The sequence below is a fragment of the Streptomyces sp. AC627_RSS907 genome, from assembly GCF_019049165.1.
The window spans coordinates 19,587-38,162 of record NZ_JAGMUE010000098.1 but is presented as its reverse complement, the minus strand read 5'-3'; the positions used below and the strand labels follow the sequence as shown (position 1 = coordinate 38,162).

Genomic DNA, 18,576 nt, shown 5'->3' with positions numbered 1-18,576 from the left:
GCTTCCAGTCCTCAGAACGTACCCGCGACCACTGACAATCGGAGCGGCTACCAGCTCGTCTTCCGCTACGGCTGCCACATCGTCATGATCGTAGAGGGGTCCACGGCCCGTTCCGCGCCCGCGATGTCCGCCCCGGCGGCGGCCACGTACTGTCTGCCCTGCCACAGCGGCAGCAGCCGTGCGTCGTCCACGAGGACCTGCTGCGCCCGCTCGTGCCGAGGGCGTTGCGCGCACCGACGAAGGGGGCGATGAAGTTCTCGGCGTCCGGGACCCGGTCGTCACCTGGGCGACGGCCTGGCGCGCTTCCCCGCCGTCTCGACACGCGGACGCGGGCGCCGTTCGCGCGATGGCGCCCGCGTCCGAGTACGCCCCGGCGGGGCTCGGGTGTCAGGCCACGCCGGCGTTCAGGAAGACGCCTCCGTCGACCACGAGCGTCTGGCCGGTGACCCAGTCGGACTGCGCCGAGGTGAGGAACGCGGCCGCGCCGCCGATGTCGGAGGGCTCGCCGAGCCGGCCGAGCGGGTAGCCTGCGGCGGCCTCCTCCTCGCGGCCCTCGTAGAGGGCGGCGGCGAACTTCGTCTTCACGACGGCCGGAGCGATCGCGTTGACCCGCACCTTGGGCGCGAACTCGTGCGCCAGCTGCTCCGTGAGGTTGATCAGCGCGGCCTTGCTGACCCCGTACGCGGCGATGAAGGGCGAGGGCGCGAGGCCCGCGACGGAGGCGATGTTGACGATCGCGCCGCCGTTGTCCTTCTGCCAGGCGTGCCAGGTGCGCTGGGCGAAACCGAGCGCCGAGATGACGTTGGTCTCGAAGACCTTGCGTGCGACGTTGAGGTCGAGGTCGGCGATCGGACCGAACACCGGGTTGGTGCCGGCGTTGTTGACCAGGAAGTCGACGCGCCCGAAGGCCTCCATCGTGCGCTCGACCGCGACGGCCTGGTGGGCCTCGTCGTGCGCCTTGCCGGCGACGCCGATGACGCGGTCGGAGCCGAGCCTGTCGACGGCCTCCTTCAGGGCGTCCTCGTTGCGGCCGGTGATGCAGACCCGGTCGCCGCGCGCGACGAGCGCCTCGGCCACGCCGTAGCCGATGCCGCGGCTGGCGCCCGTGACGAGCGCGACCTTGCCGGAGAGTCCGGGGAGTGCAGTCATGTCGGTCTTCCCTAGTCGAGCGGTCCGCCGGCCACGTACAGCACCTGACCGGAGACGAAGCCGGCCGCCTCGCCGGTGAAGAAGGCGATGGCGTTGGCGATGTCGTCGGGCTCACCGACGCGCGCGACGGGGATCTGGGTGGCGGCGGCCGCCTTGAAGTCGTCGAAGCCCATGCCGACACGGTCGGCGGTGGCCTTGGTCATCTCGGTGGCGATGAAGCCGGGGGCGACGGCGTTGGCGGTGACACCGAACTTGCCGAGTTCCTTGGCGAGGGTCTTGGTGAAGCCCTGCAGACCGGCCTTGGCGGCGGAGTAGTTGACCTGGCCGCGGTTGCCGAGCGCCGAGGAGGAGGACAGGTTGACGATGCGGCCGAAGCCGGCGTCGACCATGTGCTTCTGGCAGGCCTTCGTCATCAGGAACGCGCCACGCAGGTGCACGTTCATGACGGTGTCCCAGTCGGAGACGCTCATCTTGAACAGCAGGTTGTCGCGGAGTACGCCCGCGTTGTTGACGAGGATCGTCGGCGCGCCCAGCTCCTCGGCGATCCGGGCCACGGCCGCCTCGACCTGCGCCTCGTCGGAGACGTCGCAGCCAACCGCGATCGCCTTGCCGCCGGCCGCCGTGATCTTCTCCACGGTGTCCTTGCAGGCGGCCTCGTCGAGGTCGATGACGGCGACGGCGCGGCCCTCGGCGGCCAGTCGTACGGCGGTGGCGGCACCGATGCCGCGCGCGGCTCCGGTGACGACGGCGACCCGCTGCTCAGTGGTGGACATTGCTGCTTCTCCTCGTCCTGGGGATGCGGCCCGTGCGGGGCCCCTCGGCACGCCCGTGGGTGAGCGACCGCTTAGTACCTTCCGCAGACGTGACGCTAGAAGCCCTGGCACCCGGTGTCAACGGGACACCGGGTGCGGTGTGATCGATCACCCGGGCTCCCCGGGGCGAAGCCCCCGCCTCGGCCGCCCGAACGGCCCAGCCCCGCGGCCGGGAGGCGATGCGCCGCCGGCCTCGCAGCGTGAGCCGCTCAGGGCGGGAAAGGGGGCGTTCACATGCCGTCGCGCGGCGCGGAGGACACGGCGACGCGCTCGCCGCCCGCGCGCGCCGGTTCCGCCACGGCCGCACCCGGCCCGGACACGGTCACGCCGGGTCCGGGCCGGGCCGCGTGACGAGTGCCGTGCTCGCCGGGGCGTGGCGCGGCGCCGTCGGTGCGACTGAAGGACGCCTCGCTGGAACACTCCTCACCGGAGATCACATCCGGTTACTATGCACACTTCATGCCAGAAGCCGATGGGCAAGGGGCGGACGGCCGTCGATGTGCTGCTGGGGAGGCAGGGAGACCAGCATGTGCCGGTCCGAACTCCCAGGGGCGGCCGTGGTGAGCAAGGCCGGAAGGACAGGTTGGTTTCGGGATGCTGGGACACGTCACCGCCACCCGCTACATCACGCCCCTGCGTGAGGGGGGATCGCTCCCGGGTCTGATCGAGGCGGACGACCTCGGGACCTACGTCCTCAAGTTCACCGGCGCGGCGCAGGGCCGCAAGACGCTCGTCGCCGAGGTGGTCTGCGGGGAACTCGCCCGGCGGCTGGGCTTCAGGGTGCCGCGGCTGGTGACGGTCGGCCTCGACCCGGTGCTCGGGCTCGGCGAACCCGACCAGCAGGTGCAGGAGCTGCTCAAGTCCAGCGGCACCAACCTCGGCATGGACTTCCTCTCCGGCGCCCTCGGCTTCGACCCGCTCGCCTTCGAGGTGAGCCCCGAAGAGGCCGGGCGGATCGTCTGGTTCGACGCCCTGGTGAACAACGTCGACCGGTCCTGGCGCAACCCCAACCTGCTGCGGTGGCGGGGCGAGGTGTGGCTCATCGACCACGGCGCGTCCATGATCTGGCACCACAACTGGCCCGGCGCCGAGACCTCCGCCGCCCGGCCGTACGACGCCTCGGACCACGCCCTCGCACGCTTCGCGCCGGACGTCCACTCGGCCGCCGCCGCGCTCGCGCCCCTGGTCACCGAGGAACTCCTCGCCGCGGTCACCGCGGAGATACCCGACGCCTGGCTGCTGGACGAGCCCGGCTTCGCGACGCCCGACGACCTCCGTCGTGCCTACGCCCGGCCACTGCTCGCGCGGGCCGCCACCATCCACGAACGCGTCAAGGGGGAGCGGTGAGCGACCGCCACGTCTTCGAGTACGCGCTGCTGCGCGTCGTGCCCCGCGTCGAGCGCGGGGAGTGCGTGAACGCCGGCGTGCTCGTGTACTGCCGGGCCAAGGCCTACGTCGGTGCCCGCACCCACCTCGACGAGAACAGGCTGCTGGCCCTCGACCCGCAGGTGGACCTGCCCGGTGTGCGCGCGGCCCTGCGTGCCGTCGAGGGCGTGTGCAGCGGAGGGGACGCGGCGGGCCAGGCGGCCCAGGACGACCCCGGTCGCCGCTTCCGCTGGCTGATCGCGCCGCGCTCCACGATCGTCCAGCCGGGCCCCGTCCACACCGGCCTCACGGCGGACCCTGCGGCCGAGACGGAACGGCTCCTCGGCCTGCTCGTGCGGTAGCGTCCGTCCGCCCGCCCGCCGCCCGCTGAGGGCCACGGTCACCACGGGCTCCGGCGTGCCCCGGGCGTCCGGCGGGGACGTCAGCGGCACCCGGCCGGTTCGTGTGTACCGCCACTCGACCGGTGCTGCCGTGATCCACGTCGCGGACGGCTTCCATCCGTCCCGTGGATGACGTCCGCCGTTCCCGGGCGGCGGGCCACCGCCCATCCCGCGGGCTCGACGGCCAACCGTCTGCCGACGCGGGCGGCCGTCTCGCGCAGCCGGATCTGGGCCGCGTCGTGCGTGTGCACGGGGTGCCACCCCATCGCCTCCCGCAACGGCACGGCCGCGTACGGCGGCTCCACCACGCGAACGCCGGCGAGCGGCGCCAGGAGCCGGACCGGGCGGGCCAGGCGGGCCTGGATCAGCGCGATGCGCCGGGCGCCGGCCACCGGCAGCGGGGTGATCCGGAAGCTGTCCACGGAGACCTCGGCCTGGGGCTCGACACCCGGCATCCCGAGCCGGCGCACGGCCGGGGCGTCGTAGGTGCGCTGGTAGGTGACCCAGGGCAGTCGGGCCAGGGCCTGGCGGGTGAGGCGGTCGTCGACACTCGGACGGTCGTCGGCGACGAGGAAGACCCAACGGCCCCCGTACAGGTCGGTGGCCCCGGCAACGGCGTGCACTGGGACCGGCTGCTGCGCGACGGCGACGTCATGGACGCCTTCATCACCGGGCTCGGTGCCCAGCGCACCCGCTGCCCGGCAGAGGGGGCCCAGTGCCCCTGGACCGCACGGACCCCGCGGGCTCGGCCGCACGGGCCGCGACGGCGTGCTCCGACTGGGGCCGCTGGGACGACGACGCGCTCGGCACGCGTGCACGCCCACGTCCTGCTGCCCGAGGCCGAGGCGCTCGCGGAGGGCCGGCCGTGCCTCGCCGAGGCACGGGCGCTGGACGCCCGCCGCAACGGCCCGGCCGGCGCCGGTCCCGGGAGCGGCCGTGAACCCGGGAGGCGCCCGCCTCGTCACCACCGACACCGGGCTTCGTCTGCACCGCGCCGCGCACCGGCGTCTCAGACGGTGACGGTGGGGTCCTCGATGTCGGCCCAGACCGCGAGGTCGAGGGTGCGTTCGAGGGCGTTGCGTTCGCCGGTGGTGACGTCGCCCGGCCCGGTCGTGGTGATCTGACGCAGCCGGGAGCGGTCGACGAGGTCGAGAGCGAGGCTGTCGTCCGCGGACAGCAGTTCGCGGACCTGGGTCTGCAGTTCGGCCACGTAGGCGGGGTCCTGGGTGGAGGGATAGGGGCTCTTGACCCGTTCCACGACGGACTGCGGCAGGAGTTGCGCGGTGGCTGCCCGCAGGAGGCTCTTCTCACGGCCGTCGAAGGTCTTCATCGACCACGGGGTGTTGAAGACGTACTCGACCAGCCGGTGGTCGCAGAACGGGACGCGGACCTCCAGACCGGTGGCCATGCTGAGGCGGTCCTTGCGGTCCAGCAGCATGCGGACGAACCGGGTGAGGTGGAGGTAGCACACTTCCCGCATCCGGCGTTCCAGGGGGTCCGTCTCGCCGTCCAGGCGCGGTACCTCGGCCATGGCCTCCTCGTACCGCTGGGCGAGGTAGCCGGGCAGGTCCAGTCTTTCCCTCAGCTCCGGATCGAGCAGCGAACTGCCGCCCCGTCCGGTCTGGCGTTCCATCGCCGCCATCCAGGGAAAGGTGCCGGCGTCCCGCGCGGCGGGGTCGTGGAACCACGCGTAGCCGCCGAAGACCTCGTCGGCGGACTCCCCGGACAGGGCCACCGTGGAGTGCTCGCGGATCGCCCGGAACAACAGCAGCAGCGACTGGTCCAGGTCTCCGAGCCCCAGGGGCAGGTCCCGGGCGCGTACGGCGGCGGCGCGGACGTTCGGGTCCGCGAGGTCCTGGGGATCGAGGATGATGTCCTGGTGGTCGGTTCCCGTGTGCCGGACCACGTCGTGGACGTACGGTGTGTCCGGCGTCGCGCGCAGGTCGTCGGCGATGAAGTTCTCGCTCTGGCCGACGAAGTCGACGGAGAAGCTGCGGACCGTCTCCTTCCCGCGGAGTTGCTGGGCCGCCAGCGCGGTGATGGCGCTGGAGTCCAGGCCTCCCGAGAGCAGGACGCACCGCGGCACGTCCGAGACCAGCTGACGGCGGACGGTGTCCTCCAGCAGTTCGCGTACCCGCGCGATGGTGTCCTGCCGGCTGTCGGTGTGCGCGGCGGCGCTCAGCCGCCAGTACGGGCGGGCGCGCAGGCCCGCGCGCTCGACGGTCACCACGGTACCGGGCTCCACTTCCCGCATGCCCGCCCAGACGGCGTGGCCGGGGGTTTTGGCCATGGAGAACAGCTCGCGCAGGCCGTCGACGTCGACGGTACGGGGCACGAGGGGGTTGGCCAGAACGGCTTTGGGTTCGGAGCCGAACACGACGCCGTCGTCGGTGGCGAAGTAGTACAGGGGCTTGATGCCCATGCGGTCGCGGATCAGCACCAGCCGGTCGGCCCGTCCGTCCCAGACGGCGAAGGCGAACATGCCGTTGAGGTGTCCGGGGAGGTCGGCCCCCCACTCCAGGTAGCCGCGCAACACGACCTCGGTGTCGCTGTCGGTGTGGAAGGAGTGCCCACGGCGGCGCAGTTCGTCGCGCACCTCGGTGTAGTTGTACGCCTCTCCCGAGTACACCAGCACGACATCGCCGTCGGGGGTCTGCTCGCTCATCGGCTGGACGCCGCCGGGTAGGTCGATGATGGCGAGCCGGCGGTGGCCCAGCGCGGCGTGCGTGTCGAGCCAGAGGCCCTGTGCGTCCGGTCCGCGGCAGGCCATCGTGGTGGTCATGGATTCGGTGGTGGGTCGTTCGGAACGCAGGTCGCGCTGGTAGGACACCCAACCGGAGATTCCGCACATGGGGTGGCACTCCTTGCCGTGGAGAGACGTCCAGCGTCGTGGATGGCACCCCCCACAGGAACGTAACAAGGTCCGCCGACGGGCGCACTCGCACGGGCCCGTGGGTCCGGTCGACGCCGGCGGGGGCCGGCCGGTCCGTGCAGGTGCCGGCGTGGAGAGGGACCGCCGCCTACGCGGCCGTCCCCCACGCGTGCCGCGCCCGGCCGCGCCCGTGGGGCCGGGCCGTCGCCGGCCCCACGGACCGGCGGGCCGCCGCCGCGTCGAGCTCCCCGGTCAGGGTCTCGATCGCGGTGACCAGTCCCAGGCACGAGCTGAGTGCCCGCGCCCGGACGTGCGAGACGCCGTCGGCCGACCCGGGGTCGCCGAGCCGGGCCAGCCCACTGGACGCGGCGAGCCGGTCGAAGACGTCGCGCAGCGCTCCCGGGCGTACGGGCTCTCCCCCGTCGGCCGCGTGGGAGAGCGCGGTGAGGTGATCGCCCACCGGTGCGGCGAACTCGGTCAGTTCGGGCACCACGTCGTCCTCGCGGTCCGGCAGGTGCTCGGCGAGCAGCGCCGTGGCGTGGTGGAGGTCGTTGACGCCCGCCATGAGCCGCGCGAGTTCGGCTTCGGACCAGCGCCCCCGGTGGCTCAGGGGCTCGTGCGCCAGCTTGCCGACGGCCCCGGTCAGCTCCTCGTGGACCCGCCGTACGGAGGTGCGCAGGGTCTCCAGACCGGCCCGGTCCACGGCGGCGACGTCCGAGTAGCCGGTCAGCACCACGGGCAGCAGGCGAGCCTGCAGTCGCAGCCAGCGGGCGAGCAGGACCGGAACGTGCCGGTGGTGCCAGGTGGAAACCAGCGGGTTCGGAGATTCTCAAGGTCGACTGGAAGCGAACCCGCTGGAATGGCGGGCATTGGAAGGACTGGGCACTCAGGTTCTGCGCTGCTTGAATGCTCCAGTGATCGAACTGGTGGTTGGCTTGGCAGCGGCAGGACTGACGGCGTGGTTGTTCCGACGCAGAGTGAAGCAGCGGGCAGGCAGTGCCGCTCAGGGAAATGTGATCAAGATTCCCTGCCTGCTCCGACATCCTTCGCTTGAAGGACGATGGCTGCGGGGGCGGCTGTTGGTAGGCCCCTCTGGAACGGGCTGGGAGCCACGGACCAAAGCCGGAGCCGCAGTGTCCCTCCCGGACGGGCTGCGGCAGGTCAGCGTGCGGTCACCGTCATGGCGCGAGGCGATGAAGATCAACGGTGGGTCCAGAATTGTCGAGTGCAGCTCTCCAGAGGGCGCCGTTCTTGTTGCTGTGATGCCGAATGAGTTGGACCACGTGCTCACTGCCTTGAACAGCAGCTGAGCAGGGCAGGGAGTATCCCTTCATGCCTGGGCGGGGTCGATGGTGAAGCGCTCGGGGTAAGCCGTGCGGACGTAGTGGACCGCTGTGTGCGAGGTGATCCCGAACAGGCGCATCAGCCGGACCGGGTCGGCGGTTTCTCGGGCTTCGTCGAGACACCGGTCCTGTCGGAGCTGGGTGAAGTTGATGCCGATGCGGTCGCGGAGCGATGAAAAATTGGCGATGCCGACAGCCGGACGATCGATGTGCAGTGCGGTGAGAGGGCTGACCATCAGGTAGGGGTTGGTGCGCCCGCGCGGCCCGACGGAACCGTACGGATCGTCACGCGTCAGGCATAGCTCCGCACCGGCCCCGGCCTCACCGCCTCCGCGACCGCGTCCGCCAGCGGTCCGATGTCCCCCTCCGTCAGTGTCGAGACGGTGAGACGGATGCCGGGCGGCGTGCCCAGGCGGAAGAGGGCGCCGGGGGCCACGGCCCAGCCGGCGTGCAGCAGCCGGGCGACGGCGCCGGTCTCGTCCGGCACCGGAATCCACACGTTCATGCCGCTGCGCCCATGGGCGGGGACCCCGCGCTCGGCGAGCGCGCCGAGCAGCGCTTCGCGTCGCCGCCCGTACGCCCCCGCCACCACCTGCGGGTCCACCGCGTCGCCGGCCCACAGCCGGACCACGGCCCGCTGGACGACGCGACTGACCCACCCGGGGCCCAGCCGCTGCCGCCCGCGCACCCGGTCGAGCGTGACCGCGTCCCCGGTGAGCACGGCGAGGCGCAGGTCGGGGCCGTACGCCTTGGCGACCGAGCGGACGAACGCCCAGGTGTGTGTCACGCCCGCGAGCGGGTGCAGGGGCAGGTCGACGATCCGGTGGCCGTGGTCGTCCTCGATCAGCAGCGTCTTCGGATGCTCGCGCAGCACGGACCGCAGGGCACGCGCGCGCGTGGCGCTCACCGCGGCGCCCGTCGGGTTCTGGGCGCGGTCCGTGACGACCAAGGCGCGGGCGCCGGCCGCCAGGGCGCGGCGTACCTCCTCGGGCGCCGGCCCCTCGTCGTCGACACCCACGGCGACCGTGCGCAGGCCGAGCGCGGGGACGAGGTCGAGGAGACTGCCCCAGCCCGGGTCCTCGACGGCGACGGCGTCGCCCGGTTTGAGGTGGGCCGCGAGCACCCGCTCCATGGCGTCCAGCGAGCCGGACGTGACGGCCACGGGCCCGTCCGGGACCCCGTCGGCGTCCAGTTCGGCCCGGGCGAGCCGCATCAGCTCCGGCTCCACCGGTTCGTCCCCGTACAGCACCGGCTCCCGGTCGCCCTGCTCGGCCGCGGCGGCGAACGCCGGGCCCAGCGCGGGCAGCAGCGCAGGGTCGGGATTGCCGGCGGACACGTCACGCACGCCCTCCGGGACCTCGGCCCGGATGACGTCACGCCCGGTGGTGGCCGGCTTCGGCCGCACCCGGCTGCCCCGGCGCCCGGCCGTCTCGATGACTCCGCGCTCCCGCAGGATGCGGTACGCGGCGGCGACGGTGTTCGGGTTCACCCCCAGTCGCTCGGCCAGCTCCCGCATGGGCGGCAGCGACTGCCCCGGCTCCAGCTCCCCCGCCCCCACCGCGCGCTCGACGCTCGCGGAAATCTCCGCTGCGCCCCGCCCCGTGATCAGATATTCTCCTAGCACAAAGCCAATTATGCACTAGTACAATGGAGAGTGCCATGCAGGGGACCACGCGGACGACGTCGCAGGCCGCCGCCACCGCCTACACGCCCACGGACCGCACCGTCCCCACCCGCTCCCCGGACCGGGCCTCGTACGACAAGGAACTGGTGCACGCGATACTCGACGAGGGCTACGTCTGCCACCTCGGTTTCGTCCGCGACGGTGCCCCCGTCGTGCTGCCGACGCTCTACGGCCGGGTCGGTGAGCGGCTGTACGTACACGGCTCGACGGGTTCGCGCCCACTGCGGATGACGGGCGCCGCCGATCCCGGGCTGCCGGTCTGCCTGACGGTGACGCACGTGGACGCGCTGGTGCTGGCCCGGTCGGCCTTCCACCACTCGATCAACTACCGGTCGGTGGTGGTGCACGGCACCGCGTACGAGGTGACGGACCCCGAGGAGAGGCGTACGGCTCTGGACGCCCTGGTCGACCACGTCGTGCCCGGCCGCTCCCAGGACTCCCGGCCGGCCAACAAGAAGGAGCTGGCCGCCACCGCCGTGATCCGGCTCGACCTGGACGAGGTCTCCGCCAAGCTCCGCACCGGCGGCGTGAACGACGAGCCCGAGGACCTGGCCCTCCCGCACTGGGCCGGCGTCGTCCCGCTGCGCAAGGGCTACGACGCCCCGGTCGCCGACCCGGACCTGGTCGCCGGCACCGGGCTGCCCGGCTACCTGGCGGCCCTGTGACGCCGGCCCACCCCCGGATCGCAGCACGCGCCTGCGCCGGGTGGCGGCGCCACGCGGCACGCGATCACCTGTGAAGGGGGCGGGGCCTCGCCCACCGCGAGGCCGCCCGTCACGCCGGTGACGGTCGCGTCCGGGCCTCCCGCGCCTCCGCCACCGCGAGCCCCGCGACGGCGCCGAGCATCAGCAGCGTGCCGGCCAGGGCCGCGTGCCGCCGGGCCGGTCGCTTGCTGCCCGCAGACGCGGTCCCCGCGCCCGGTCTTCCCGGGCCGTTCCGGACGTCCGCGTAGCGCGCCGGGCTCGTCGCAGGGGCCCGTCTCAGGCGGCCGGAGGCGGCAGGACGAGTGCGCCGGAATGCATGATCGGCGCCTTAGGTCGCCGTTCCCCGGCTGGACAACTCCCTTTCCGGCCCGCCGCTCGCCACCGGGTCCGGCGAACCCTTCGCGGGCGTGGACGACTGGGCGATGAAGGCGCCCACCAGGACCACGACGCCGCCGGCGATCTGCGGGGCGGAGAGGTGCTCGCCGAGCAGTACCCAGGCCAGGACGGTGGCGATGACCGCTTCGAGGCATGCCACGACGCCCGCGACCTGTGGCGAGAGGCGGCGCACGGCGACGATGCCGGTGACGTAGGCGAGGACCGTGGCGATGAGCACGATCCACGCCAGCAGCAGGGCGGCGGCGACGGGTGTGCCGTTCATGGGGGCGGTGCGGGTGAGGACGGACCAGTCCATCGACCAGGGGCGCGCGACGACGGTGAGCACGGCGGCCCCGGTGAGCAGCCCGTAGGCGATGACGCCGAGCGGGTCGGGCGCCTCGTCACCCGCGTCGCTGCCCTGGTCGGAGAGGACGAAGTAGCCGACCTGGCAGCAAGCGGCACCGAGGGCGAGCAGCAGTCCGAGGGCGTCGAAGCCCAGTCCCGACCAGACCTCCACGACGCAGGCGAGCCCGCCGACCGCGAGGACGACACCGAGCGCCGCGGCCCGCGTCACCGGCCGTCGCTGCACGAAGCGCACCCAGCCGAGGACCAGGGCGGGCGCCAGGTACTCGACGAGCAGCGCGACCCCGACGGGGATGCGGGAGATGGCGGCGAAGTAGCAGGCCTGGACACCGGCCACGGCGAGCAGTCCGTACCCGGCGAGCAGTCCGGGTCGGCGGCGCACCAGCCCGCGGTGGCGCACGGCGAGCGGCAGCATCACCAGGGCCGCGCCGGCCACGCGCAGCCAGACCACGTGGAGCGGGTCGAGTCCCGCCTCGATCAGCGGCTTGGCCGCGACCCCGGACCCTCCGAAGGCGACCGCGGACGCGAGCGCCAGGCCGAGCCCGGTGCCCTTTGCACGGCTGCCGCGAATGCTGTCAGACGTATGCACCGGCACATGATGACAGGGGACGACATGACCGTCACCCCCGATGGCACCTGTCTCACCGACCGGACCTCACCGGCCCGGACGGCAACCGGGCCGACCGGGCTCAGGGCGTCGACGCAGGGCGTGGGCTCGGGACAGCGGCCCAGGGCACGGGCTCAGGGCGTCGACTCGAAGTGGTCCTCCGCGCGGGCGAGCACCGTCCGCGCGTCCACGGCGGCCCGGCCGAGCACCTCGACGGCCCGCGCCTGCGGGTCCAACACGAGGGCGGCGAGCAGGTCGACGCCGCAGGCCTGCGCCCACCCGCGTCGGCGGGCGCGCGCGCAGGCGTCCTCCATGGCCGTGGCGGCGAGCGGCGAGAACCCGGTCACGCCGGTCACCACGGGAAGGGCGCCGGAGTCCTCGACGGCGCTCTGCCAGCGCAGGCCGTAACCGATGCTGCGCTGCACGAGGTAACCGAGCAACCGGGCGACCTGCGGACCGTCACCGAGCACGGCCCGCGCCTCGGGGTCGTACTCCAGGAGGGAGTGCAGCAGGTGGGCCGTGTCGACCTGCCGGTCCCCGTCCCGCACCGCACGGCGGCGGGCGCCGGAGACCACTGTGGCCAGTTCCGCGCTGAACCGGACACCGGCGTCGGTGCCGTCCGGACGCCGACCGTCTTGCTCGCCGGCCGACTGCCGGGGGATACGGGGTTGCACGCACCCAGCTCACCAGGTCCGTCGGGCCGGGTCATCCCCGAACGGGAGCATTTTCGCGTCCCACGCAGAGTGGACCCAGCCGCCCTAAATCTCCTCCTCACGGATGAGATCACGCCGTTTCACCCCGCCGGGCGCGCGTCGCCTTGACTCACACCACCCCGGTCAACCCGAAGGTGCCGTCGAGGGTCCGGCGCCGCCACGAGGGACACCCGGGATCCCTTCCCCCCACCAGTCCTCGTCAGTCCTCGTCGGCGAGGATCAGGTACATCTTCTTGCGGGCGTCCCCGATGACGGCGAGCGCCTTCTCGCGCTGCTCCTTGCTGCCGGTCTTCCAGACCTGGCCGAAAGCCTCCATCAGTCCGAAGCCGGCCTGCCGGATGTCGTTCAGCGCCTCCCAGTCGACACCTCGCGAGGCCTCCTCCCAGGGCGCCTCGGGCCCCTCCGCCGCCGCGGTGCGGCCCGCCTCGGTGAGCGCGAAGAGCTTCTTGCCGCCCTCGCTCTCACTGACGATCAGGCCCTCGTCCTCCAGGAGCTGGAGGGTGGGGTACACCGAACCGGGGCTGGGCTTCCACGCCCCCGAGCTGCGCTCGGCGATCTCCTGGATCATCTCGTAGCCGTGCATCGGCCGATCCTTCAGCAGGGCCAGGATCGACGCGCGCACGTCGCCGCGCCGCGCCCTCCCCCTGGGACCTCCCCGCCCTCGGCCACCCCAGGGGCCTCCGTGGCCGAAGCCGGACCCGAAGGGTCCGCCGGGTCCGCCCGGCCCGCCCGGCCCGAAGGGGCCGAAGGCCGCACGCCGACCGTCGAAGCCGCCGCGGCCGAAGGGACCGAACGGGCCGCCCTCTCCGTGGCCGTGCCCGCCGTGTCCACGCTCGTATCCGTGGGTACGCATCTCCATCGCTCCATTCAGTCGCCGACCTAACGCGATGCCTCAACGATATATCGGAAGACACCAGTCGACAACCCCCTGCCGACGTCCCGTTTGACTTGTGTCAGTGATCGGCGATCGATTGCCGGGGCAGGTTGATCAAATCCGCTTTGTGTCAGCGAAGGTTGACCACTTGGCTGCCTGCGTCAGATACGGCTGATCGTTACGTGTTGTTGCCCTACGGATCGCTGCCCCACCTCCGGACCTTCACACCACAGGTGCCCCCACCACGTCCCCTCGCTTGCCTGTACGCCCGCTGAGAGACTCTGCCGGGGGATCTTGGGTGGCGGGGCTCAGGCGCCGCGAGTTCTCCAGGACTCGGGCGCGGTTCTCAGGGTCCTGGTAGGACCCGAAGGCCGTGGTCAACCCGGAGGTGCACGTGAGAGGTTGAGCACGTGGACAACGACATAGCCATCGCGCTGATCGGTGCGATCGGTGTGGGCGGCACCATCGTCGGAACCTTCGCCGGCACGGTCCTCGGCGCCCGCATCCAAGCCCGCGGCGGACACGACCAAGCCCAAGCCGCACGCGACGCAGCTACCACCATCGCCACCGCCACGGCGCGTCAAGCAATGATCGAACGCCGTTGGGCGACTCTCGCCGAATACCTCCGCGCAGCCGCCGCCCTCCACGAGAGCGCGAATCGGCTCTACGCATTGAGCGCGAACGTCCGTGTCGCTGGAAGTCTGATCACCGTGGACGGACCGACTCTTGAAGCCGACGTAGAGGAGCGGCGGCACGCCTTCCTCTACGCGTACGCCGAGGCCGAACTCGGCGCACCCGCCGAGATGCGCCCCCTGGTCTCCGATCTAAAGGACAGAACGTTTTTTCACGTTGAGCAATCCATCCGGGGCAGAGATCTCATCAGCGCGCATACAGCCCTGCGCGGCCTTGCCGCCACGCAGGGCCGCAACTCACCGGCCGGTCGAGCACACCGTGCCGTGACGACGCCGTCCGCGCCTCACCCGGTCGACGACACGACACACGAGGACCTCGCGCGCTGGCGTACTGAAGCCGCGAGGGCCTTGGAAGATGTCCGCGAACTGACCTTCGAGCAGCGCCATTTACTCGCCTACCTCCCCGACGAGGACCAGACCCTCATCGTCATCGAGGCCGGGGACCGGTACGCAGAAGCCTGGGACGCCCTGGTCACCGCCGCCCGCCAAACGCTGGGGACCGACCCCACTTAGCGGCACGAACAACAGTACGAGCAGTCAAGATCTCCGACAGGCTCCTTCACTGATCAACCTTGGGTGGCACGAACTAACGTTGATCAACGTTGAGTGGCAATCGATCAACGATCACTGGCACAGGTCACCGTTGCGGCAGTCCCCCCGCGGATCCCGGTCCAGAACCCTCGAATTGGCCTTGGCCTGCGGCTTCGGGGCCTGTCTAACGTCGGGGGCATGCGCATCCGAATCGTCGACGCCTTCACCGACCGCCCCTTCGCCGGGAACCCCGCCGGGGTCCTGCTCCTCGACGCCTTCCCGGACGACGAGCGGCTCCAGCGCGTCGCCATGGAGGTCAACCACGCCGAGACCGCGTTCGCCCACCGCCTGCCCGAGGGGGCCGGGGCCGACTGGGCGCTGCGCTGGTTCACCCCGGCCACCGAGGTCGCGATGTGCGGCCACGCGACGCTCGCCACGGCCCACGTCCTGTACACCACCGGCGCCCACCGAGGCCCGGTGCGGTTCGCCACCCGCAGCGGCGTCCTCGTCGCGACCCCCCGCGAGGACGGTTCGATCACCCTGGACTTCCCGACCGCACCGCTCGTCCCGGTCGAGGCTCCGGCGGGCGTCGCCGAGGCCCTGGGAGCCGAGCCCCACGCCGTCCTCGACACCGGGCCGGATGTCGGGGACCTGCTGGTCGAGGTCGCCGACGAGCGGACCGTCCGCGGCCTGCGGCCGGACCACAAGGCGCTGGCCGCCCACTCCGCGCGCGGAGTCATCGCCACCGCACGCGCGGAGGACCCCGCCCGGGGCTACGACTACGTCTCCCGCTGCTTCTTCCCGAACCTGGGCGTCGACGAGGACCCGGTCACGGGCAGCGCCCACACGGCCCTCGCCCCCTACTGGGCCGCGCGCCTCGGCCGGCCCGACCTCACCGGTCTCCAGGCATCGCCCCGGACCGGTCGCGTCCGCACGGAGCTGCGCGGCGAGCGCACGCTGCTGAGCGGGTGGGCGGTGACGGTGATCGAGGGCGAACTGCTGGCCCGGCCAGACGCGGGGGACGCGCCGACGGACACGCGCCCCGTGGAAGGCCCCCGCCCGCCCCTTCAGGCCGTCGGCAGCCAGTCCACCTTCCCGGCCAGCAGCGCGTAGCCCACGAAGGCACCGATGTCGAGCAGCGAGTGGGCCACCACCAGCGGGCCCACCCGCCCCCACCGGCGGTACAGGTGGACGAACACGACGCCCATCACCATGTTGCCGACGAAGCCGCCGATGCCCTGGTAGAGGTGGTAGGACCCGCGCAGCACCGAACTCGCCGCCAACGACGCGCCCGCGCTCCACCCCAGCTGGTCGAGCCGGCGCAGCAGGTATCCGACGACGATGACTTCCTCCAGGACGGAGTTCTGCACCGCCGAGAGAATCAGTACGGGGTACTTCCACCACACGTCGGGCAGTGCCTCGGGCACCACGGTGAGGTTGAAGCCGAGTCCCCGGGCGGCCAGGTAGAAGGCGATGCCGGTGCTGCCGATGACGGCGGCGACGACCGCCCCGCGGCCCAGGTCCGGCCACGGACGGGTGCGGTCGAAGCCGAGCGTGCGCAGGCTCCTTCCCTCACGCAGCAGGAAGTGCGCGACGAGGGCGACCGGAACCAGGGCGGTGGTGATCCCGAACAACTGCCAGGCCAGGTCGAGCCAGGGCCGACCCGGCGCCGCAGAGGCGTTGAGCGTGGCCGCCTGGTCCTTGAGCCCGCCGGGCCGGGTCACCGAGCCGACGAAGCTGATCAGGGCGGACACCCCGCTCACGCCGAGCGAGAGCGCCAGGACGAGCAGCGTCTCGCCGCGGAGGGTCCGCCGCGGGAGCCGCGCCTGGGGAAGGGACCCCGGGGAAAAGGACTCCTGGGGAACCGGCTTCCCGGGAATCGGCTGCTGAGAGAACGAATCGTCCACCGGGCCCGCCTCCGCCATGCACACCTGCCTCCGACTGGGGCGTCCCAGCTTGCCCGATCAGTATGAGGCGTCGCGCGGCGGGGCCGGATCCGACGGCCGCCGGCCGGCCCCGGGGTCTCAGCCCAGCGGCACCGGCTCCGGCAACCCCACGGGCCACAGGTGCACCGGGTCCCCGTCGTGCATGAGCTCGCAGTAGCGGCGGGTCGTGGCGGCCAGCGCGGCCTCGCGGGACAGTCCCGCCTCGAGCGCCCGGTGGAACGTGGCCGCCTGCCACGACGCGCCGTTGACGCGGCGTCGGCACCGCTCCTCGATCACACCGAGGTACAGGTCCCGGTCGGCGGGCTCCACGCCCCACGCGTCCAGCCCGGCCTCGGCGAGCGGCAGCAGTTCGTCCCGTACGAGGACGGCGGCGTCCACCTCGGTGGTGCCGCCCAGCCGGCCACGCCGGGGCCACTCGAAACGCGCGTCGATACCGTGGCGGCAGGCGGCGTCGAAGTTGGCGGCGGCGGCGGCGAACGACAGCCGGCTCCACACCGGCCGGGGCTCCTCGGCGAGCGCGCGCACGACGCCGTAGTAGAAGGCCGCGTTGGCGATGACGTCGGTGACGGTGGGGCCGGCGGGCAGGACGCGGTTCTCCACGCGCAGGTGGGGGACGCCGTCGGCGATGTCGTAGACGGGGCGGTTCCAGCGGTAGACCGTGCCGTTGTGCAGGACGAGTTCGGAGAGCGAGGGCACGCCGCCCGCGTCCAGGACCTCCAGCGGGTCCTCCTCGTCGCAGATCGGGAGCAGCGCCGGGAAGTAGCGCCGGTTCTCCTCGAACAGGTCGTGCGCCGAGGTCACCCACCGCTCGCCGAACCAGGTGCGCGGGCGGACTCCCTGGGCCTGGAGCTCGGGCGGGCGGGTGTCGGTGGACTGCTGGAACAGCGGGGGACGCGACTCGCGCCACAGCTCGCGGCCGAACAGGAAGGGCGCGTTGGCGCCGACGGCGATCTGCGCGGCCGTGACCGCCTGAGCCGCGTTCCACACGTCCGCGAAGCGGTCCGGGGTGACCTGGAGATGCAGTTGCACCGAGGTGCAGGCGGCCTCCGGCGCGATGGACTTGGAGGTGCAGGACAGCCGCTCGACGCCCTCGATGTCCAGGGTGAAGTCCTCACCGCGGGCGGCCACGATCTGCTCGTTGAGCAGGGCGTAGCGGTCGACGGCGGAGAGATTGGACGAGACCAGGTCGTCCCGGTCCAGGGTCGGCAGGATGCCGATCATCGCGATTCCCGCGTCGACCTCGCCGGCCTTGCGGTCCGCATACGCCAGTGACGTACGGATCTCCTCGGCGAGGCGGTCGAAAACCCGGCCGCCCAGCCGGTGGGGAGCGATGTTGACCTCCAGGTTGAACATGGCGAGTTCCGTTTGGAAGTCGCGACTCGCGATGCGTTCGAGGACTTGCGCATTCAACATTTTCGGCATCCCGTCGGGACCGACGAGATTCAATTCGATCTCCAGCCCCATCAGGTTCTTCGGGCGGTCGAACCGCTTCTCCGCCAGAAGTCGCTCCAGTCCCGTCAGGCACCGCTGGAGCTTCTCGCGGTAGCGCTGGCGATCGGACAGGTCGAACTGACCTGCCACGACCTTCTCCCCCATGGAAGCGTCCCTTCTCGGAGCGGTGGGTTGAAGATCCGGCCGCCGGTGACCGGTCAGGTGGGATGATGCCCAGCCCAAGCGATCGATAACGTCCCCACAGGAAGCCGGCAGCCGCTAGTCTGTACCGATGTGACCGGTGGCACATTCACTGGGCATGGCGCCTCCCGCAGTTTCCGGTGCCGGGAACTCGTGAAAAACGCCGACGACAATTGGCCGACCGCTGGGCAGGCATTTCCCGAGGTCACCGGCGCGCGCTCGGCTCGGAATCCGCATGTTTCCCGCATATCGACGGCCGAATGCGACCTTGTACTGCTTGCCGGAATCCGCTAGTTGAAACACAGTCTGAACACATGTCGTATAAACTCCGCGGACAAGGCAGAAGACCGGCGCCCACGGTCGAAGGAACCTGCCGCCGAGCTGACGCGCGGCAGGCCTCACCCCCACTTCTCGGTTCTCGGACCCCGGCCCCTGCCTCTCCCGTCCCGTGAGCCGACAGCGTCGTCCGCCCGCTCCGCCCTCGCGCCACCGTGCCTTCGAATGAGAGGCGAC

At 72.0% G+C, this 18,576-nt stretch carries 15 protein-coding genes and 4 pseudogenes; 6 read left to right on the top strand and 13 right to left on the bottom strand.

The annotated features are described in order from the left end of the window. Positions 1 to 65: 65 nt before the first annotated feature. From KUM32_RS21725 to fabG, 3 genes and pseudogenes are all read right to left on the bottom strand, one after another. Positions 66 to 268 (bottom strand): annotated as a pseudogene (locus KUM32_RS21725) (peptide-binding protein); the annotation flags it as partial. Between the two features lie 119 nt (positions 269 to 387). Further along, positions 388 to 1,149, bottom strand: coding sequence for an SDR family oxidoreductase (locus KUM32_RS21720; protein ID WP_217143597.1), 762 nt, complete (start codon positions 1,147 to 1,149; stop codon positions 388 to 390). 11 nt (positions 1,150 to 1,160) lie between these two features. Continuing rightward, positions 1,161 to 1,922, bottom strand: a complete 762-nt coding sequence (fabG, locus tag KUM32_RS21715; protein ID WP_217143596.1) for a 3-oxoacyl-ACP reductase FabG — start codon at positions 1,920 to 1,922, stop codon at positions 1,161 to 1,163. Positions 1,923 to 2,555: 633 nt separating this feature from the next. Between fabG and KUM32_RS21710 the strand changes: the two genes are divergently transcribed. After that, positions 2,556 to 3,308 (top strand): HipA family kinase, encoded by a 753-nt coding sequence (locus KUM32_RS21710; protein ID WP_217143595.1) that lies wholly within the window; start codon positions 2,556 to 2,558, stop codon positions 3,306 to 3,308. Then, positions 3,305 to 3,688 (top strand): DUF3037 domain-containing protein, encoded by a 384-nt coding sequence (locus KUM32_RS21705; protein WP_217143594.1) that lies wholly within the window; start codon positions 3,305 to 3,307, stop codon positions 3,686 to 3,688. Before KUM32_RS21710 ends, KUM32_RS21705 begins: the two co-directional genes overlap by 4 nt. Positions 3,689 to 3,903: 215 nt before the next feature. Here the strand turns inward: KUM32_RS21705 and KUM32_RS21700 are convergent. Beyond that, positions 3,904 to 4,332: pseudogene (locus KUM32_RS21700) on the bottom strand (LysR family transcriptional regulator); the annotation flags it as partial. On the opposite strand from KUM32_RS21700, the pseudogene KUM32_RS43645 reads away from it, so the two are divergent. After that, positions 4,318 to 4,443: pseudogene (locus tag KUM32_RS43645) on the top strand (hydrolase); the annotation flags it as partial. The pseudogenes KUM32_RS21700 and KUM32_RS43645 sit on opposite strands and share 15 nt — an antisense overlap. Before the next feature lie 293 nt (positions 4,444 to 4,736). Here KUM32_RS43645 and asnB read toward each other — a convergent pair. The 4 genes from asnB to KUM32_RS21680 all read right to left on the bottom strand — a co-directional run bounded on the left by asnB (position 4,737) and on the right by KUM32_RS21680 (position 9,566). Further along, complete coding sequence (gene asnB / locus KUM32_RS21695) at positions 4,737 to 6,578, bottom strand: asparagine synthase (glutamine-hydrolyzing) (protein WP_217143593.1); 1,842 nt, start codon at positions 6,576 to 6,578, stop codon at positions 4,737 to 4,739. Positions 6,579 to 6,747: 169 nt separating this feature from the next. Beyond that, positions 6,748 to 7,335: a hypothetical protein gene (locus tag KUM32_RS21690; protein WP_217143592.1), complete on the bottom strand. Its 588-nt coding sequence runs from the start codon at positions 7,333 to 7,335 to the stop codon at positions 6,748 to 6,750. Between the two features lie 594 nt (positions 7,336 to 7,929). Further along, positions 7,930 to 8,178 carry a hypothetical protein gene (locus KUM32_RS21685; protein WP_217143717.1) on the bottom strand — a complete coding sequence of 83 codons (249 nt, stop codon included), beginning with the start codon at positions 8,176 to 8,178 and terminating at the stop codon, positions 7,930 to 7,932. Between the two features lie 56 nt (positions 8,179 to 8,234). Further along, positions 8,235 to 9,566, bottom strand: coding sequence for an aminotransferase class I/II-fold pyridoxal phosphate-dependent enzyme (locus tag KUM32_RS21680; protein ID WP_217143591.1), 1,332 nt, complete (start codon positions 9,564 to 9,566; stop codon positions 8,235 to 8,237). A 35-nt stretch (positions 9,567 to 9,601) separates the two neighbouring features. Here KUM32_RS21680 and KUM32_RS21675 point away from each other — a divergent pair, with 35 nt between their 5' ends. Beyond that, complete coding sequence (locus KUM32_RS21675; protein ID WP_217143590.1) at positions 9,602 to 10,291, top strand: pyridoxamine 5'-phosphate oxidase family protein; 690 nt, start codon at positions 9,602 to 9,604, stop codon at positions 10,289 to 10,291. Positions 10,292 to 10,658: 367 nt separating this feature from the next. Here KUM32_RS21675 and KUM32_RS21670 read toward each other — a convergent pair whose 3' ends face one another. The 3 genes from KUM32_RS21670 to KUM32_RS21660 all read right to left on the bottom strand — a co-directional run bounded on the left by KUM32_RS21670 (position 10,659) and on the right by KUM32_RS21660 (position 13,241). Next, entirely contained in the window at positions 10,659 to 11,663 is a 1,005-nt protein-coding gene (locus KUM32_RS21670; protein ID WP_217143589.1) for a DMT family transporter, read from the bottom strand. Between the two features lie 146 nt (positions 11,664 to 11,809). Then, positions 11,810 to 12,349 carry a Clp protease N-terminal domain-containing protein gene (locus KUM32_RS21665; RefSeq protein ID WP_217143588.1) on the bottom strand — a complete coding sequence of 180 codons (540 nt, stop codon included), beginning with the start codon at positions 12,347 to 12,349 and terminating at the stop codon, positions 11,810 to 11,812. Positions 12,350 to 12,587: 238 nt separating this feature from the next. After that, on the bottom strand, positions 12,588 to 13,241 hold the full coding sequence (locus tag KUM32_RS21660; RefSeq protein WP_217143587.1) for a PadR family transcriptional regulator: 654 nt from the start codon (positions 13,239 to 13,241) through the stop codon (positions 12,588 to 12,590). A gap of 431 nt (positions 13,242 to 13,672) precedes the next feature. Between KUM32_RS21660 and KUM32_RS21655 the strand changes: the two genes are divergently transcribed. After that, a complete protein-coding gene (locus tag KUM32_RS21655) occupies positions 13,673 to 14,467 on the top strand; it encodes a hypothetical protein (RefSeq protein ID WP_217143586.1) in 795 nt (264 codons plus the stop codon). 216 nt (positions 14,468 to 14,683) lie between these two features. Beyond that, a pseudogene (locus KUM32_RS21650) lies at positions 14,684 to 15,490 on the top strand (PhzF family phenazine biosynthesis protein); the annotation flags it as partial. Positions 15,491 to 15,552: 62 nt separating this feature from the next. Here KUM32_RS21650 and KUM32_RS21645 read toward each other — a convergent pair. Continuing rightward, entirely contained in the window at positions 15,553 to 16,410 is an 858-nt protein-coding gene (locus KUM32_RS21645) for a CPBP family intramembrane glutamic endopeptidase (RefSeq protein ID WP_217143584.1), read from the bottom strand. A 99-nt stretch (positions 16,411 to 16,509) separates the two neighbouring features. Further along, entirely contained in the window at positions 16,510 to 18,027 is a 1,518-nt protein-coding gene (locus tag KUM32_RS21640) for a glutamate--cysteine ligase (protein ID WP_217143583.1), read from the bottom strand. Positions 18,028 to 18,576: the final 549 nt, after the last annotated feature.

Excerpts from the sequence above, each read along its gene's own strand:
- KUM32_RS21720 (WP_217143597.1), bottom strand. The coding sequence starts at position 1,149 with ATGACTGCACTCCCCGGACTCTCCGGCAAGGTCGCGCTCGTCACGGGC.
- fabG (WP_217143596.1), bottom strand. The coding sequence starts at position 1,922 with ATGTCCACCACTGAGCAGCGGGTCGCCGTCGTCACCGGAGCCGCGCGC.
- KUM32_RS21710 (WP_217143595.1), top strand. The coding sequence starts at position 2,556 with ATGCTGGGACACGTCACCGCCACCCGCTACATCACGCCCCTGCGTGAG.
- asnB (WP_217143593.1), bottom strand. The coding sequence starts at position 6,578 with ATGTGCGGAATCTCCGGTTGGGTGTCCTACCAGCGCGACCTGCGTTCC.
- KUM32_RS21685 (WP_217143717.1), bottom strand. The coding sequence starts at position 8,178 with ATGGTCAGCCCTCTCACCGCACTGCACATCGATCGTCCGGCTGTCGGC.
- KUM32_RS21675 (WP_217143590.1), top strand. The coding sequence starts at position 9,602 with ATGCAGGGGACCACGCGGACGACGTCGCAGGCCGCCGCCACCGCCTAC.
- KUM32_RS21660 (WP_217143587.1), bottom strand. The coding sequence starts at position 13,241 with ATGCGTACCCACGGATACGAGCGTGGACACGGCGGGCACGGCCACGGA.
- KUM32_RS21645 (WP_217143584.1), bottom strand. The coding sequence starts at position 16,410 with ATGGCGGAGGCGGGCCCGGTGGACGATTCGTTCTCTCAGCAGCCGATT.
- KUM32_RS21640 (WP_217143583.1), bottom strand. The coding sequence starts at position 18,027 with ATGGGGGAGAAGGTCGTGGCAGGTCAGTTCGACCTGTCCGATCGCCAG.